The organism is Algibacter agarivorans (assembly GCF_039543245.1).
In the GTDB taxonomy this organism is placed as follows: Bacteria; Bacteroidota; Bacteroidia; order Flavobacteriales; family Flavobacteriaceae; genus Algibacter_G; species Algibacter_G agarivorans.
In genome coordinates this window covers 22,433-38,560 of record NZ_BAABJJ010000008.1, presented here as the reverse complement: position 1 = coordinate 38,560, position 16,128 = coordinate 22,433, and the positions used below count along the sequence as shown (strand labels likewise).

The 16,128-nt window shown below is 32.6% G+C and carries 19 protein-coding genes; 13 read left to right on the top strand and 6 right to left on the bottom strand.

Translation table 11 applies throughout. The annotated features are described in order from the left end of the window. From ABD935_RS02605 to ABD935_RS02575, 7 genes are all read left to right on the top strand, one after another. Positions 1-759: a tetratricopeptide repeat protein gene (locus ABD935_RS02605; protein ID WP_345190003.1), complete on the top strand. Its 759-nt coding sequence runs from the start codon at positions 1-3 to the stop codon at positions 757-759. A 46-nt stretch (positions 760-805) separates the two neighbouring features. Then, a complete protein-coding gene (locus ABD935_RS02600; protein ID WP_345190002.1) occupies positions 806-1,108 on the top strand; it encodes a hypothetical protein in 303 nt (100 codons plus the stop codon). Between the two features lie 82 nt (positions 1,109-1,190). Beyond that, positions 1,191-2,783, top strand: coding sequence for a SulP family inorganic anion transporter (locus tag ABD935_RS02595; protein WP_345190001.1), 1,593 nt, complete (start codon positions 1,191-1,193; stop codon positions 2,781-2,783). Between the two features lie 11 nt (positions 2,784-2,794). Further along, positions 2,795-3,613, top strand: coding sequence for a universal stress protein (locus tag ABD935_RS02590; RefSeq protein WP_345190000.1), 819 nt, complete (start codon positions 2,795-2,797; stop codon positions 3,611-3,613). A 35-nt stretch (positions 3,614-3,648) separates the two neighbouring features. Continuing rightward, positions 3,649-4,278, top strand: a complete 630-nt coding sequence (locus ABD935_RS02585) for a carbonic anhydrase family protein (RefSeq protein WP_345189999.1) — start codon at positions 3,649-3,651, stop codon at positions 4,276-4,278. A 299-nt stretch (positions 4,279-4,577) separates the two neighbouring features. Beyond that, a complete protein-coding gene (locus tag ABD935_RS02580) occupies positions 4,578-6,440 on the top strand; it encodes a SulP family inorganic anion transporter (protein ID WP_345189998.1) in 1,863 nt (620 codons plus the stop codon). A gap of 10 nt (positions 6,441-6,450) precedes the next feature. Next, complete coding sequence (locus tag ABD935_RS02575; RefSeq protein ID WP_345189997.1) at positions 6,451-7,077, top strand: carbonic anhydrase; 627 nt, start codon at positions 6,451-6,453, stop codon at positions 7,075-7,077. Positions 7,078-7,111: 34 nt separating this feature from the next. On the opposite strand, the gene ABD935_RS02570 is transcribed toward ABD935_RS02575, so the two are convergent. Further along, on the bottom strand, positions 7,112-7,624 hold the full coding sequence (locus ABD935_RS02570; RefSeq protein ID WP_345189996.1) for a CvpA family protein: 513 nt from the start codon (positions 7,622-7,624) through the stop codon (positions 7,112-7,114). Positions 7,625-7,816: 192 nt separating this feature from the next. Here ABD935_RS02570 and ABD935_RS02565 point away from each other — a divergent pair, with 192 nt between their 5' ends. From ABD935_RS02565 to ABD935_RS02555, 3 genes are all read left to right on the top strand, one after another. Further along, a complete protein-coding gene (locus ABD935_RS02565; RefSeq protein ID WP_345189995.1) occupies positions 7,817-8,173 on the top strand; it encodes a hypothetical protein in 357 nt (118 codons plus the stop codon). A gap of 268 nt (positions 8,174-8,441) precedes the next feature. Next, a complete protein-coding gene (gene pheS / locus ABD935_RS02560) occupies positions 8,442-9,461 on the top strand; it encodes a phenylalanine--tRNA ligase subunit alpha (RefSeq protein WP_345189994.1) in 1,020 nt (339 codons plus the stop codon). A gap of 53 nt (positions 9,462-9,514) precedes the next feature. Then, positions 9,515-9,910 carry a hypothetical protein gene (locus ABD935_RS02555; protein WP_345189993.1) on the top strand — a complete coding sequence of 132 codons (396 nt, stop codon included), beginning with the start codon at positions 9,515-9,517 and terminating at the stop codon, positions 9,908-9,910. A 223-nt stretch (positions 9,911-10,133) separates the two neighbouring features. Here the strand turns inward: ABD935_RS02555 and ABD935_RS02550 are convergent, their stop codons facing one another. Beyond that, entirely contained in the window at positions 10,134-11,135 is a 1,002-nt protein-coding gene (locus tag ABD935_RS02550) for an NAD(P)H-dependent glycerol-3-phosphate dehydrogenase (protein WP_345189992.1), read from the bottom strand. Positions 11,136-11,342: 207 nt separating this feature from the next. On the opposite strand from ABD935_RS02550, the gene ABD935_RS02545 reads away from it, so the two are divergent. Continuing rightward, positions 11,343-12,284, top strand: a complete 942-nt coding sequence (locus ABD935_RS02545) for a nicotinic acid mononucleotide adenyltransferase (protein WP_345189991.1) — start codon at positions 11,343-11,345, stop codon at positions 12,282-12,284. A 114-nt stretch (positions 12,285-12,398) separates the two neighbouring features. Here ABD935_RS02545 and ABD935_RS02540 read toward each other — a convergent pair whose 3' ends face one another. Then, entirely contained in the window at positions 12,399-12,602 is a 204-nt protein-coding gene (locus ABD935_RS02540; protein WP_345189990.1) for a hypothetical protein, read from the bottom strand. Between ABD935_RS02540 and lysM the strand changes: the two genes are divergently transcribed. Both lysM and ABD935_RS02530 read left to right on the top strand, forming a co-directional pair. After that, positions 12,514-12,951 carry a peptidoglycan-binding protein LysM gene (gene lysM, locus ABD935_RS02535; RefSeq protein ID WP_345190043.1) on the top strand — a complete coding sequence of 146 codons (438 nt, stop codon included), beginning with the start codon at positions 12,514-12,516 and terminating at the stop codon, positions 12,949-12,951. The genes ABD935_RS02540 and lysM overlap by 89 nt on opposite strands. A gap of 174 nt (positions 12,952-13,125) precedes the next feature. Continuing rightward, positions 13,126-13,737: a hypothetical protein gene (locus ABD935_RS02530; protein WP_345189988.1), complete on the top strand. Its 612-nt coding sequence runs from the start codon at positions 13,126-13,128 to the stop codon at positions 13,735-13,737. Between the two features lie 204 nt (positions 13,738-13,941). Here ABD935_RS02530 and ABD935_RS02525 read toward each other — a convergent pair whose 3' ends face one another. The 3 genes from ABD935_RS02525 to gmk all read right to left on the bottom strand — a co-directional run bounded on the left by ABD935_RS02525 (position 13,942) and on the right by gmk (position 16,100). Next, a complete protein-coding gene (locus tag ABD935_RS02525; protein WP_345189987.1) occupies positions 13,942-14,802 on the bottom strand; it encodes a mechanosensitive ion channel family protein in 861 nt (286 codons plus the stop codon). A gap of 108 nt (positions 14,803-14,910) precedes the next feature. Further along, complete coding sequence (gene nadD / locus ABD935_RS02520) at positions 14,911-15,504, bottom strand: nicotinate (nicotinamide) nucleotide adenylyltransferase (RefSeq protein ID WP_345189986.1); 594 nt, start codon at positions 15,502-15,504, stop codon at positions 14,911-14,913. Between the two features lie 11 nt (positions 15,505-15,515). Next, the gene (gmk, locus tag ABD935_RS02515; RefSeq protein WP_345189985.1) at positions 15,516-16,100 is read right to left on the bottom strand and encodes a guanylate kinase; all 585 of its coding nucleotides are present in this window, start codon (positions 16,098-16,100) and stop codon (positions 15,516-15,518) included. Positions 16,101-16,128 lie beyond the last annotated feature (28 nt).

Below are 16,128 nucleotides of genomic sequence, written 5' to 3'. Positions count from 1 at the left end.
ATGAAAAAGACTTTTTACATACTATCATTATTATTTAGCTTTTTGGGTTTTGCACAAAACGAAGCTTTGTTTGAAAAAGCAAATGCCCTTTATAATGATGGTAAATATGCCGAAGCTATAGATAATTATAGTGCTATTTTAGAAAGTGGAAACCATTCTGCAGATCTATATTTCAATTTAGCTAATGCCAATTACAAGCTAAATAATATTGCACCTAGTATTTATTATTATGAAAAGGCATTACAATTAGCTCCAGATGATACTGATATAATAAACAATGCGGCTTTTGCTAAAAACATGACTATTGATGCTATAGATGTTATTCCAGATGCAGGATTTTCTAAACTATTAAAAAGTACAACAAATAAAATGTCTTTTGATGATTGGGCAATAGCCTCCGTTGGTTTGGTATTCTGTTTTGTTATTTTATTTTTAATCTATTATTTTACGTACTCAACTATAAATAAACGCATGGCATTTATTGGTAGTTTAACAGCATTAGTATTCGTTTGTATAACTCTAGCCTTTGCGTTTCATAAGTATAATTTAGATAAAAAAGATAACCCTGCCATTGTGTTTGCTCAGGAAAGCAAAGTAAAAAGCGACCCTAATACTAGAAGTGAAGAATCTTTTAGATTACATGAAGGGACTAAAGTTCAGGTTGTTGAAGCGTATAACGATTGGAAAAAAATAAAACTTTCTGATGGAAAAACAGGTTGGGTCGTTTCAGATGACATTAAATTGTTGAAGGATTTTTGATTATTCTTTAACAAAACGCTATATTTGCTTTTTTAATTTTAAATACATGTCAAGGAGAATTGTTTCTATATTATTATCTTCATTGTTTTTGTTGTTTTTAACGGCACCAACAATTATTTTTTTGGTAGACGATTCTGTTGATGTTTCTGCTTTCTATGCGTCTTCTGAAGAAGAAGAAAAAGCAAGTGAAAAAAACAAAGAAATAGAACTTTTGTTTTTAGAATTAAATAATTCAGATTTAGATTTTGCTTCTTCAGAAGTTGAAAATAATTTAGGATACTATTTTAAAAATTATCCTAAACCTCACTTAAATTTAATTTCCCCACCCCCAGAGTGTAACATATTATAATTTCCGGTTTATAGACTTTTAAGTCGAATTCATTTTAACAACTTTTGATATTTATATACCAAGAGTAGAAAATTATTATAATATGTTTAAAACTATTAAGAATGACTTGCCAGCGAGTATAGTCGTATTTTTTGTCGCATTACCGTTATGTTTAGGTATTGCTTTAGCAAGTGGTGCACCACTTTTTTCAGGATTAATTGCAGGTATTATTGGAGGAATTGTAGTTGGTGGATTAAGTGGCTCTAAAATTGGAGTTAGTGGTCCTGCAGCTGGTTTAGCGGCTATCGTATTAACGGCTATTGGTACCTTAGGAGGCTATGAGAATTTTTTAGTTGCCGTTGTTTTAGGAGGCATTATTCAAATTCTGTTTGGTATTTTAAAAGCTGGGGTTATTGGATATTATTTCCCGTCTTCTGTTATTAAAGGTATGCTAACAGGAATTGGTATTATTATTATTTTAAAGCAAATACCTCACTTTTTTGGATATGATGCAGATCCAGAAGGCGATTTTGCCTTCTTTCAGGTTGATGGAGAAAATACTTTTTCTGACCTTTATAAAACCTTAAAATTTATCACTCCAGGCTCTGCTTTAATTGGGTTTATTGGTTTGGGGATTTTAATACTATGGGAAAAGGTTCTATCAAAAAAAGGCAAAATATTTCAATTAGTACAGGGACCGTTAGTAGCAGTTGTTGTTGGAATTGTGTTTTATGCCGTAACACAATCAAATGAGGCCTTATCAATATCACAGTCTCATTTAGTTAGTGTTCCCGTTCCTGAAGATACTGCATCCTTTTTGGGTCAGTTTAGTTTTCCAAATTTTAGCGCTATAACAAATCCAGATATATGGATTGTAGCTTTTACCATAGCTTTAGTAGCAAGTTTAGAAACACTATTGTGTGTTGAAGCTACCGATAGACTAGATCCTCACAAAAATGTAACTCCAACTAATAGAGAGTTATTGGCTCAGGGAACAGGAAACATACTTTCTGGATTGATAGGAGGTTTACCTATAACCCAAGTTATTGTACGTAGTTCGGCAAATATTCAATCTGGTGGTGTCTCTAAAATGTCTGCTATTATTCATGGCTTCTTTTTATTAATCTCAGTTATTTTAATTCCTAGGTTGTTGAATATGATTCCGCTTTCAGTTTTAGCTGCTATTTTACTTGTCGTTGGTTATAAACTTGCAAAACCAGGGTTGTTTAAGAAAATGTATGATTTAGGATGGAAACAATGGATTCCGTTTAATGTTACTGTTTTAGGAATCGTATTTATTGATTTGCTTTGGGGTATAGGTTTAGGTCTTGCTGTTGGTATTGTTGTTATTTTATTAAAAAGCTACCAAAATTCTCATTTCCTTCACATTGAAGATAAAAGTAATGGAAAGCATAGAATAAGCATGACACTTGCAGAAGAAGTAACGTTTTTTAACAAAGGTGCTATTCTAAAGGAATTAGACAGTTTGCCTAGAGACACCTTTTTAGAAATAAACTTGCTTAAAACCAGGTATTTGGATAATGATATTATCGAAATTCTAGAAGATTTTCTTTATAAATCGAAAGAAAGAAATATTGATATTAAGCTGGTTTCAAAACGTGGTATTGTTGAAAATCCATCCAGTTTTATTAAGTTTTTTAATGAAAGACCAAAATCAGAAATGAGTTTAAGTTAATACCAAGAATTATGAAAAATAATAAATATAAAATACTAGTTCTTTCAGACTTAAAAGAGAATACAACTGAAATACTAAAAAGTTCTGTAAGTCTTGCTAAAATAATAGGCGGAGAAGTTAAGTTTTTCCATGTAAAAAAACCAACAGATGTTGTTGAGAGAGAAAGCCAATTATCAGCTTTTAGAACCATAAATGAACAACATACGGTAACCAAAAAAGGCATTGAAAAATTTGTAGATTCTGCGTCTAAAGCGTATGGCGTAGCTATAGACTACAGTTATGCTTTTGGAAATGTAAAAAATGAAATTAAGCAATATATTAAAGAAAATCAGCCAGATGTCATTGTTTTAGGAAAAAGGAAATCAATGCCAATTAGCTTAATAGGCGATAAAGTGATCAATTTTATTTTAAAAAAATACGACGGTATGGTTATGATAGTTGATGATAAAAATACTTTAGAGCCAAATAAAAAGTTGTCAATAGGGTTGCTTAGTGATGCGGAACAGTTAATTAATGTAGCATTTGCTGACGATTTAATAAAGCAAACCGACGAACCATTGAAATCATTCAGAATTGTTAACAGTTCAAACAATACACCAATAGAGACAGACAACCCAGCAACTAAAAAAACCGTTGAATATGTATTTGAGCATAACGACAATACAATTAGCAATCTTTCAAACTATTTATCAAAAAGCAGTATAAACTTATTGTGTGTAGATAGAAGCGTGAATAACGGAAATACCGCATTGATAAAATCAGATATTAAGAACATAGTAAACAAAATAAACGTGTCAATGTTGTTAACAGCCAGATACGTTAACAATTAAAATAGGCGTAAATATAAACCATTAAATAAAATATCATGAAAGCACATACAAAAGAAACACAATCAACAATGACGCCTGAAAAGGCATTACAATTTTTAAAAGAAGGAAATCAAAGATTTCAACAAAACTTAAAAGCGAACCGAAATTTATTGGAGCAAGTTAACGATACTAGTGATGGGCAATTTCCGTTTGCAACCATTTTAAGCTGTATAGATTCTAGAGTATCTGCAGAGCTAGTTTTCGATCAAGGTTTAGGCGATATTTTTAGTGTTAGAATTGCCGGAAATTTTGTAAACGAAGACATTTTAGGGAGTATGGAATTTGCCTCTAAACTTGCAGGAACAAAGCTAATTGTTGTTTTAGGTCACACAAGTTGTGGGGCTATAAAAGGAGCTTGTGACGATGCGAAGATGGGTAATTTAACCAAGCTTATTGAAAAAATCACACCAGCAGTAAATGCCGTATCAGAACCTAAAGATGAAACTTTAAGAAACTCTAAAAACTTAGATTTTGTTGATACAGTATCAAAAAAGAATGTAGAGTTAACCATTGATAGAATATATAAAGAAAGCCCAATTCTTTCTGAAATGGAAAAGGGTGGTGAGATAAAAATTATTGGTGCTATGTATGACATCAATACAGGTGCCGTTGATTTTTATGAATAACCAAATTATTGGGAAAGATTAGTATGAATAAGACAGTTAATGTGATAGCACTAATCCCATGATTACTACTATCATTATTTGACTAATTCCATGATGGTAATTTTGATTCTTTTGTATTGGTAAAAATGTAAACAAAATACAGAGTTGAAACACAAGTAGAAATTAATCTAATATTATAATAAGGGAAAATTCCTTAGTTTAAAAATTAAACTAAAGTAAAAAAGCTAATACTTTTCGATATTGGCTTTTTTTTTGAACAAAGTTGGATTATCTTGGTATTTCTTAACTTAATTTCACATATGAAAAACTTATTTTCAAATATAAAGGGAGATGCCTTTGGAGGCATTACTGCAGGAATTGTAGCTTTACCGTTAGCTCTAGCGTTTGGTGTTTCATCTGGTTTAGGTCCAACAGCTGGTCTTTATGGTGCTATTTTTATAAGCTTCTTTGCTGCTCTTTTTGGTGGTACAAGCACACAAATTTCTGGACCAACAGCTCCAATGACTGCTGTAAGTATGATCGTTATTGCAGGTATCATTGCAACAAATGACGGTGATGTTAATAAAGCATTACCAGTAATTCTTACTGTATTTTTACTAGCAGGATTAATGCAAATTGGTTTAGGGGTTTTAGGATTAGGGAAGTATATTAGATACATTCCGTATCCAGTTGTATCAGGTTTTATGACGGCTATTGGCGTTATTATTTTACTAACTCAAATATTACCGTCTTTAGGGTACTATCCAAAAGAAGATATGGAGTTTGTTGATACTTTTAAACCTCAAGCAGAAGAAGTTATTCTCGAAAATATTTTAAAAGAAGAAGCAGGAGAAGGTATTTTAGTACTTGAGGATTTTAAAGAAACCTTAAATCGTGCTCATGAAATTTCTCAAGAAGCTATATTAAAAGAATCTCAAACTTTAGCTGCAAAGGAGGCTTCTGGAGCCTTGGGAGCTATAAAGGCCTTTCCAAAGGCTATTCAAAGTATTAATTGGTTGGAGTTAATTTTAGCTTTAGGAACCATTTTTATCATATACGGATTTAAAAGGATTACTAAAGCAGTGCCGAGTACTTTGGTCGCGTTGGTGGTCATGTCTGGTATAGCTGTAGGCTTCGGATTAAATTATAGACCCATTGAAGAAATCCCTAGTGGATTGCCTATTCCAAATTTAGAGATTTTTACAAGTTTTAGTATAAGTAGTATAACGCCTTATGTTTTTACAGCGTTGACTTTAGCGCTTTTAGGTGCCATAGATTCTTTGCTTACTAGTGTGGTGGCAGATAACATGACAAAAACTAAACATAAACCAAATAAAGAGTTGGTAGGTCAAGGTATTGGTAATAGTATCGCCGCTATTTTTGGCGGAATTCCTGGAGCAGGAGCAACAATAAGAACCGTAGTAAATATTACATCTGGTGGAAAAACAAAACTATCGGGGATGATTGCAGGAGTTATGCTATTAATTATTCTTTTAGGCTTAGGGCCAGTGGCGTCTCAAATCCCTGCGGCTGTACTAGCTGGAATATTAATTACAGTAGGTATAGGGGTAATGGATTATAAAGGCTTGAAAGCGATACCAGCACTTCCAAGAGATGTTAAAATTGGACCATTTAAAATGAGTTCAGAAGTATTAATAATGATTGTAGTATTATTACTTTCTACATTTTGGAACTTGGTTTATGCTGTTGGCATTGGGTTAGTAATAGCCTCTTTAATGTTTATGAAGAAAATTGGAGATTTAACTGCTGAACGTTCAGATGTCAAAGCGCTTAAAGAGGAAGCATGGGCAGATGAGGGAGAATTTCCTTCAAACTTAAAAGAAGAAGTGTTTATCAAACACTTGAAAGGCCCCTTGTTTTTTGGCTCTACTAGTGATTTTCAAGCTTTAACACTTCAAATACCAGAAACTGCTAAAACCGTCATTTTAAGATTAGGACGTATGCAATATATGGACCAATCAGGGCTTTACGCCATGGAAGACATGCTTCAAGATTTAAATAAAAAAGGGATTGAAGTTGTTTTTGTTGGATTGCTAAAACAGCCTAAGTATATGATGGAACGCATTGATATTATTCCAGATTTAATTCCAAATGAGCATATATTTAATAAGTTCAATGATTGTATGCAATGGATAAAACAAAATATTAAAGACAAAATTTAAAATAAAGATTATGGATTTAAAAAAAGTATTTAAAAATAACGAAAAGTGGATTAAAGACAGGTTAGCTGGAGATGAAAAATACTTTGAAGAGCTTGGTAAAGGTCAAAACCCAGAACTTTTATATATTGGTTGTAGCGATAGTCGGGTTACTGCTGAAGATTTAATGGGACTTGGCCCTGGTGAAGTATTTGTGCACCGTAACATAGCCAATATGGTTATTAGTATAGATTTGAATGTGATGTCAGTTGTTAATTATGCGGTTAATCATTTAAAAGTAAATCATATTGTGGTTTGCGGACATTATGCCTGTGGTGGTGTAAAAGCAGCAATGCAATCAGCAGATTTAGGTATTTTAAACCCTTGGTTACGTAACATTCGCGATGTGTATAGAATTCATAAATTAGAATTAAATGCCATTGAAGATGAAGATAAAAAATATGATAGATTAGTTGAGCTTAATGTAAAAGAACAATGTGTAAATCTTATTAAAACCGCTGCGGTACAAAAAGCCTATAGAGATAGAGGTTTAGTAGTTCACGGTTGGGTGTTTGATGTGCACACAGGAAAATTAATTGATTTAAAAATCAATTTTGAAAAGTATTTAAAAGATATTATGGAAATCTATCATTTAGATTAAATTCAAAAAAGCCATTTTTTTAAAGTGGCTTTTTTTATATTTCAGTCTTAGGGGCTTCATCTTCATTAGGTTCCAATATATTCGGAAAAATCATCGGCACTAAAGATTTTACGGGTTTATAAGTTGCGGACTCCTGTTTCGTTTCATCATCTAAAAGGGTTATGGTGTTATTCAGTTTATCAAAAACGTTTAAAATCACACTTAAAATCAAGGCAATTTTTAATGCCCCAAAAATACCACCAGCAAGCTTGTTAATGATCCCTAAAGCAGCAAAATTAGCTAATTTGGTTAATGCTTTTCCCGCTAGCCCAATAGCCAAAACGATGATGACGAAGGTTACAGCAAAAGCCGTAATATTAATCGTTTTTTCGTTCCATTCTGTTTTGGTTTGTAAAAATGCGGCAGCAAAATTGCTAAAATGTATGGCGCCATATACCCCAGCAACCAAAGCCACCAAAGAAGCCACTTCAACAAAAAGCCCTTTCATAAAACCACGAACCAACCCAAATAAAATTAATGCCCCTAGAACAATATCAATAACACTCATATTTTTGTAATTTAAAACAAATATAAAATAATACTAACACTTAGGTTTATTAACTTTGCGACATTCAAATTAGTGAAACATATATTATTAAACATGTATTGTTTAATAATTATTTTAGTTGAACTAATCCTGATTCTTTTTCTGATTTTATTTCAGTACCCATCGGGACTCATCATAATTACGATATGAATAATGGCTAGAGACGAACAATTAAAAGAACGTTGGGAAATGGTAGTACAAAAACTATCCGATCAATTTGCAGATGGAGATACTTTAGATCTCGATGCCATCATTTATCTTATTGGAGTGCAAGAGCTCGGTCAGTTGGAAAAAACCTTTAAAAAGGACCAAAAACTTGACCTTATGCATATTGCCATTTGTAAACTACTGAAGCCTTATGGCTACTACGAACTCGATTTTGTGGATGAAGAAGGCTGGCCACATTACAAAACGTTAGAAGCCTTACCTTATTTAAAAGCAGGGGAGCAAAGTGTGTTAATGAAAGAGGCTATTGTGAACTACTTTTTAGAAACCCAGTATATCAATTAAAATAATTTGGGCGCATGCCTGCCGCTAGGCAGGTTACCACTCCCGATAACTATCGGGAGGTCGGGCTTGAAGTTTATCTTGAGCATAGTATAAAGGTTACAATCTTTTCTTGTGCTGAACTTGTTTCAGTATCCCATCAAAAAATTTAGATTCATAAAAGTTCTAGTTTTAATCAAAATATCAGTTAGCACAAAAATGGATTTCCTCTTCAATCCCTAACGCAATTCACGTAAAAAACAGTAAATTTGCCATCATTTTGTAATAGGTCATGATAGATAAGATAAAAGAACTCATAGCAGAAGCAGAAGCTTTTAAAGCCCAATCAAAAGAAGAGGTTGAAGCATTCCGGATAAAATATTTAGGTAAAAAAGGACTACTAAACGACTTTTTTGCTGAGTTTAAAAATGTAGCAAACGACCAGAAAAAAGAATTTGGTCAAACCATAAATAAACTTAAAAAAACGGCTGAAGATAAGGTCAGTGCTTTAAAAGAAGAGTTAGAAAGCAAGGAAGAAGTAAAAGGTGTTTATGGCGATTTATCACGTCCAGGCGAGCCTATTCAAATTGGGGCACGTCATCCTATTTCAATAGTGAAAAATCAAATCATTGATATTTTTTCCCGTATAGGTTTTAACGTCAGCGAAGGGCCAGAAATTGAGGATGATTGGCACAACTTTACAGCACTAAACTTACCAGAATACCACCCGGCACGCGATATGCAGGATACGTTTTTTATTCAAACCAATCCAGATATATTATTACGTACACACACCAGTTCTGTACAAGTACGTTATATGGAAAACAATAAACCACCTATCCGTACTATTTCACCAGGTAGAGTTTACAGAAACGAAGCCATATCTGCGCGTTCACATTGTTTTTTCCATCAAGTGGAAGGCTTGTATGTAGATAAAGACGTTAGTTTTGCAGATTTAAAACAAACGCTTCAACATTTTACAACAGAGATGTTCGGGAAAAGTAAAATTCGTTTACGCCCATCCTACTTTCCTTTCACAGAACCAAGTGCAGAAATTGATGTGTATTGGGGATTAGAAACGGAAACCGATTATAAAATCACAAAGGGTACTGGCTGGTTAGAAATTGGTGGTTGTGGTATGGTAGATCCTAATGTACTTGAAAATTGTAATATTGATACCGCTGAGTATTCAGGGTTTGCATTTGGAGTAGGAATTGATAGAATTGCTATGTTGCTACATCAAATTGGAGATATCCGTTTACTTAGTGAAAATGATGTTAGGTTTTTAGAGCAGTTTAAGTCTGCTTTATAATTGTCATTCCTGCGAAGGCAGGAATCTTTTCCAATTGAATTTCCTTGTTTATTATGAAAGACGATATCATTATTCCAAAAGTTGAAAACGTATACATTGCTATAGTAAACGAATACAACGATATTTACAAAACTCAAGATTGGAACGCTTACATCATAAACAATAAAGATGTCGATTTAGAAATGATACTTATTGTTACCAGTGGCTATTCCGAAAATAAGACAACCTCAGTTTTTAGGAAAAAGTTAGATAGACTTCCTAAAAAAAGCTATGCTAAGATTGAGTTGATGCAAGAAGAACTATTTGCGTTAAACAATATCTTTAAAGTTTCTTTTTTTGTAGGTAACACCATGTTTGATAAAACCTATTTATTTAGAAAAAACACGATTAATTTAAAAGCTTTACGAGCTGTTCCTTTAATGGATGTAAAAGGGGTTTTGGTGAAGTAGCAAATTCCTGTGAAAACAGGAATCTCATAGCAAAATAAGCTAAATCCATTTGGTAAACTATGACTTTAGCCGGTAAGTGCTTTAAGGATAGTAGTGGAAAGCCCACAACGAGTCCCGATAGCTATCGGGACGAGCGAGGACTTGTAACGGATAGCCTGACCCGATAGGGTAACGCCCAAAAAACTTTTATAAAATAATAAGATTTCTTTTTTCAAAGGACTTTTTAATCCAGCTTCTCGGTCAGTTTTTTAAATACCGTTTTAGGATTTTTATTGTCGTAAAGTATTGCGTAAACAGCATCTATTATTGGAGTATCTGCCTTTTTTTCGTTTTTGTTATTGATTAAAAAAGCACTTTTTGTGGCGTAATAGCCTTCGGCAACCATATTCATTTCCATTTGTGCAGATTTTACGGTGTAGCCTTTGCCGATCATATTGCCAAACATACGGTTTCGTGAAAAAACAGAGTAGCCCGTTACCAATAAATCACCTAAATAAGCCGAATTATTAATGTTACGTTTCATTTTATGCACTTTTTTAATGTAGCGTTTCATTTCTCTAATAGCATTACTCATCAAAACACTCTGGAAATTATCACCATAACCCAAACCATGTGCAATTCCAGCTGCTATAGCATAAATATTTTTAAGCATGACGCCGTATTCTACACCAATAACATCATCACTTATTTTTGTTTTTATATAATCGCTAGATAAACTATCGGCTATATGTTGCGCTTTTTGGGCGTTCCAACATGAAATGGTTAGGTATGATAAGCGCTCTAAAGCAACCTCTTCAGCATGACATGGACCAGCAATAACAGCAATACTTTCAAATGGCACTTTGTAATGCTCGTTAAAGTGTTCGCCTACTAATAATCCCGTTTCAGGAACAATCCCTTTTACTGCCGAGACTATGGTTTTTTTAGTAATATCAATAGTTAACTTTTCTAATTCGCTGTACATAAACGCAGAGGGAATTACAAAGATTAAAACATCTGCCCAATCCGCAATTTCATTAATATCATTGCTCAGTTTTAATTGTTCTAAATGAAATTCAACTGAACTTAAATAATTAGGGTTGTGCTGCTCTCTCAACAAGTGCTCTTTGGTGTATACACTGCGCATGTACCATCCAATTTCATCTAAATTCTCGCTAAGCATTTTTACAATTGCCGTTGCCCAACTCCCTGCACCAAAAACCGCATATTTTAAAGGTTTGTCCATAGATTTTAAATCATTTTCTATTTCAAAAATACATAAATATTTTCCTATTTGATAATTGTCCTTTAAAAGAATGAAATAGAGTTTTGAATAATACCGATATACTTTAATAGAAACAAATACCTGAAAACTGCGACTGTAATCTACGACTGAAAAATTTTTGGCACGCGTTTTGAAACTTCATAAGAAAGAACCCTAAAATATTATATTATGAAGATGATAAAAATACTTTTAAGTTTTGCTTTAACAGCAACGCTTTTTACATCATGTTATACAGAAGTGCTAGTAGATGATTTTGATGACGAACAGTCTATATCTCTAAATCAATTATTACGCTCTCATGAGTTGTGGTACGTAGATATTAATAGCACTGTTGGCTATGGCGAAACGCCGTTTCTACAAAAGGCTTTTACGATTTCTTTTATTAACGGTGTCTTGTATGCTAATAATAATATTGCAGGATTAGGTGCTAATGGTGATGGATTTGGTATTGATGTTGGCGAATATGACGCTTATGATATGATTTTGGATGTGCAACATGATATTGATGGGTTTTCAACGTTTGATGTATTTCAAGTAGATAGTAACACGATTGAATTGTATAACCCAAACAACGATACCTCATACTTTTTAGATGGTTACCAACGCAGTAATTTTGATTATGACTTTGTATTCTACGATAATATCCATTATTTCTTACAAGAATATGACGCTTGGGAAAAAACATATACAAGTGAGTTTGGAGCTATAAATGAATTTGATAACGAAAACTATTTGCAGTTTTTAGCTGGTGGAAACGATTCAACCTTTAGAAGTTCTCAAGATGATAATGGCCTTAATCCGAACAATCTTATTTGGGATTATACAGGGGTTTATGGTATTGGTGATGTTAGTGGCAATGAGTTTTTAAAAATTTTAACATTAGATTATGACTTCTTGGACAATGAATATTTTGAATTGAGCGTTATAAATGATAGTAAGATAGAATTATTTCATCCCGCATCTGAAACGGTTTACGAATTTGAAGGCAGAGGATATATTCAGTATTTAAAAACAAGCAATACTAAAGGAAAGGTAAAAGTTTCAGAAGATAAAAAACGTAAGTTTAAAAAAGATAAAGTAGCAAACCCAAGAGAAAACACTAGGGTTTAATAGTAAAGATACTTAAGTGAAATCCCGCTTTATAGCGGGATTAGTTCAACTAATTAATTTGAGTTTGTTTTTTCAAACAATACAAATTAAAGTTTCACTAAAGTTTTTGGTTGGTTATTTAGTGTAGAAATCGTTTAAAGTACTCAACTTTAGACGGTTTCTTTTTTTTTGTGGATTTTTAATGTGACTACTTTTATTTTTTAAAAATGCAGGAGCTAAAGTATTTGGAATTGGAAAAACGGATGCAGAAGTAGCTGCTGAAGCTGCCGCTGCCAAACTTAAACTAGAAGAAGTTGCTGCTAGAAAACTAGAAGGCATAATTACCGATTTACAACTGCAAGTTGAAAACTTAAATATTTTTATTGACGATGCTGCTGCTACAATCTCTGTTTTAGTTTTTGATCAAGCTACGAGAGAAAAAGTAATTTTAGTTGTTGGAAACTCCAATGGAATTGCTACCGTTGAAGACCAAATGACTGTTGAGAATATTGAGCCTGAAGCGCAATTTCATACGGTTGTAAGTGAGGATACTTTAGGGAAAATTGCAAAAACATATTATGGAAACGCTATGAAATACCCAGTTATTTTTGAAGCCAATAAACCCATGCTTACTGATCCAGATAAAATATACCTAGGGCAAGGATTAAGAATCCCAGCTTTAGATTAAAACGTGAGAACCTATTTAATAGCTAATTAAGTTATATGAAAAGAAAGAAAATTTTTATAAAAAAATTGATTTAATCGATTAAATATACAAATGTATCGCTGTACGTCGATTATATTATGTGTTTCATTCTTTAAAATATATATTTACAATCTTAACCTACAAAAGATTCATGTTATGAAGAAAAGTACTTTTTTGATTGCGGTATGTTTAATTTCTACTTTATTTAGTTGTAATGTAGAAAATGTTGTAAATGAAAACTCTATATTAAGTAAGCAAATAAAAAATAAAAGTAAAGGTGTAACTATTACTGAAGGTTCAAATACATCTACTGAAGATTCAAACGAGCATTGCAAAACAGTAAACCTTATAGCCGGCCAACACTATACAGCTGGTATTGTAAACATAGATATTGATGGCAATAATTTAATAATTACCTATCAAACAAATTCCGACTGGACTATTGATGCGACACACTTACATATTACTAATTGCGAAGAAGATGGTTTTCCTTTAACGGGAAGCAATAACCCTAAAATTGGTAATTTTGAATATTCAAGTAGTCATGATGAAGATGTAACCGAGGTAACATATGTATTCGATTTAAATGAGATTAACATTAATGGCGAATTATGTTTTGCCGCTCACGCAGAGGTAAGTGGGCCATCAGAAGAAACTGCTTGGGCTCAAGGTGAGGATTTTGGCGGAAAAAGTTGGGCCATGTTTGTTGAAGCTAATCTTACTGATTGTGATGAAGACGATGATGATGGAGGGAATACTCCTTTTTAAGGTTTTAAGAGCAAGAACCCGCTTTTTATATTAAATTTTACTTGAAAGTAGTAAAGGGAATAAATATAATTGAATGAATGAAAGAGATTAAAAGCCAACTTAAAAAGTTGGCTTTTTTGTGTCATTGCTTTTAAATAAGAGAAAATATAAAATTTAGTTTACACTGATAATTTGTATACCATAAAGCTTAGTTGTTTTATGGTGTTATTGTCCATCTTTCTTCATTATTTCAGTACCATTGGATTTTATATGTAAGTCCATTTGAGGAAAAGGGATAGCGATACTGTTTTCAACAAATTTCTGACTAATAGTTCTACGTATATCGCTTTTTACTTTGCTTATTCGGAATATATTTTGACTAAAAAACAAAACTTGGAAATCTAATGATGAATTTCCAAAATTGACTAATCGCGCTTCAGTCGATTCACGGTCAGATATATCAGGATGTTTAAATGCACTTTCTTCCAAAATCTTTATAACTAAATCTATATCACTCCCATAAGCAACACCAACTTCAATTCTAAAGCGCGTCTTCATGGTCTGATGGCTCCAGTTTATAACTTTATTGGTTGTAATTAATGAATTTGGAATTATAATAGAAACATCATCTGTATTTAAGGCCTTGGATGTTCGTAATCCAATACCTTGAATTTTAACAATATCGCCGTCTATATCCAAGACATCATCTATTTTTATAGATTGTTCCGAAAGTAAAATTATTCCTGATATAACATCGTTAAATGTTTGCTGTAGGCCTAATCCTATTCCAACAAGTAGGGCGGCAGAACCAGCCAATAAAACAGTAATTTTAACACCAATACTTTCTAAAATAAGCCCAATAGCAATAACCCATATTACATATCTAATGATTTGAAATAAAGCATAAACACTCCCTCTATCAAGTTTTCTAAACTTACGTTTGCGAAAAAGTGCTTTCTTAATCAACCATAATATTAATTTTGTAATCAGAAAAATTATTAAAATAGTCACTAATGTATAAACCCGTATACTGTTTTCGCCTAAACTAATAAGCTCAAATTCCAGAAATTTCCTAAATGTTTCCATGTTGTTGTTTTAATACTACATAAAATATAGCGAATATGATTCTGTTTTAATGAATTACATTCGACGTTAAGCTAAGGTAACTGAAAATTTTACAAAGTCAAATCCTGGTTACTTGTAAAAATTCATCTCATCCAAATATTCCCAAACATTTTTGGGAAGCATAGGTTCAACGTTTTTACCTTCTTTTATAGCCTTACGAATAAAAGTAGAGGAGAGTTGCATGATAGGCGCATTTACAAAATGTATTTTTTTATGCCCATCAAATAGGGTTTCATCCCGATAGCTATCGGGATTATTTTCTGAAATTCTAGGATACACGTAAATATGATGATTTTCTAGAATAATGGCATAGTTTTTCCATTTATGAAAACTCTTTAAATTATCCTCACCCATAATTAATGCAAACTCATGATCGGGATATTTTTCTTGTAAATGGGCAAGCGTATTAACCGTGTAATTTGGTTGCGGTAGATTAAACTCAATATCGCTTGGTTTTAGTTTGTTGTAATCTTTAGTAGCACGATATACCATTTCTAAACGTTGGTAATTATCGAGTAAGCTGCTTTTCTTTTTAAAGGGATTATGAGGTGTGACTACAAACCAAATTTGATCTAAATCGCTGTATTCTACCAAATGATTAGCAATAACCAAATGCCCAATGTGAATGGGATTGAAAGAACCAAAATATAAACCGATTTTCATCTTTTTAAAGTCTAGGAATTTATAAAATTGCTAATCTGAATTTCAGCTTCTTCAAGTGCTTTTTCTAAATTATCATTTACAACAATTGTATCAAATAAAGGTGCTGTGGCTAATTCTGCAGATGCTTTGGCAACACGCATATTAATTTTATCTTCACTTTCTGTTTTGCGTTTTTTTAAACGTATTTTTAACTCATCAATACTTGGTGGTTTTACAAAAACGGCTAAAGTTTGTTCTGGGAATTTACGTTTTATCCGTAGTCCGCCAGAAACATCAATATCAAAAATCACGTTTTTTCCTTTTGCCCAAATACGCTCTACTTCGGTTTTTAATGTGCCGTAAAAATTATCGCGATACACTTCTTCCCATTCTAAAAATTCATCATTTTTAATTTTATTTTTGAATGCTTCAGCAGACAAGAAGTAATAATCTTTTCCGTCTTCTTCTTTGCCACGTTTGGCCCTAGAAGTTGCCGATATTGAAAACTCTAAATTTAAATCTTCAATTCCCAATAAATGTCTTACAATGGTTGTTTTCCCAGAACCTGAAGGTGCTGAGAATACTATGAGTTTACCTTGTTTTGATTTTTTATCCATATTTGATTTTACTGAAAACTGCCAACTA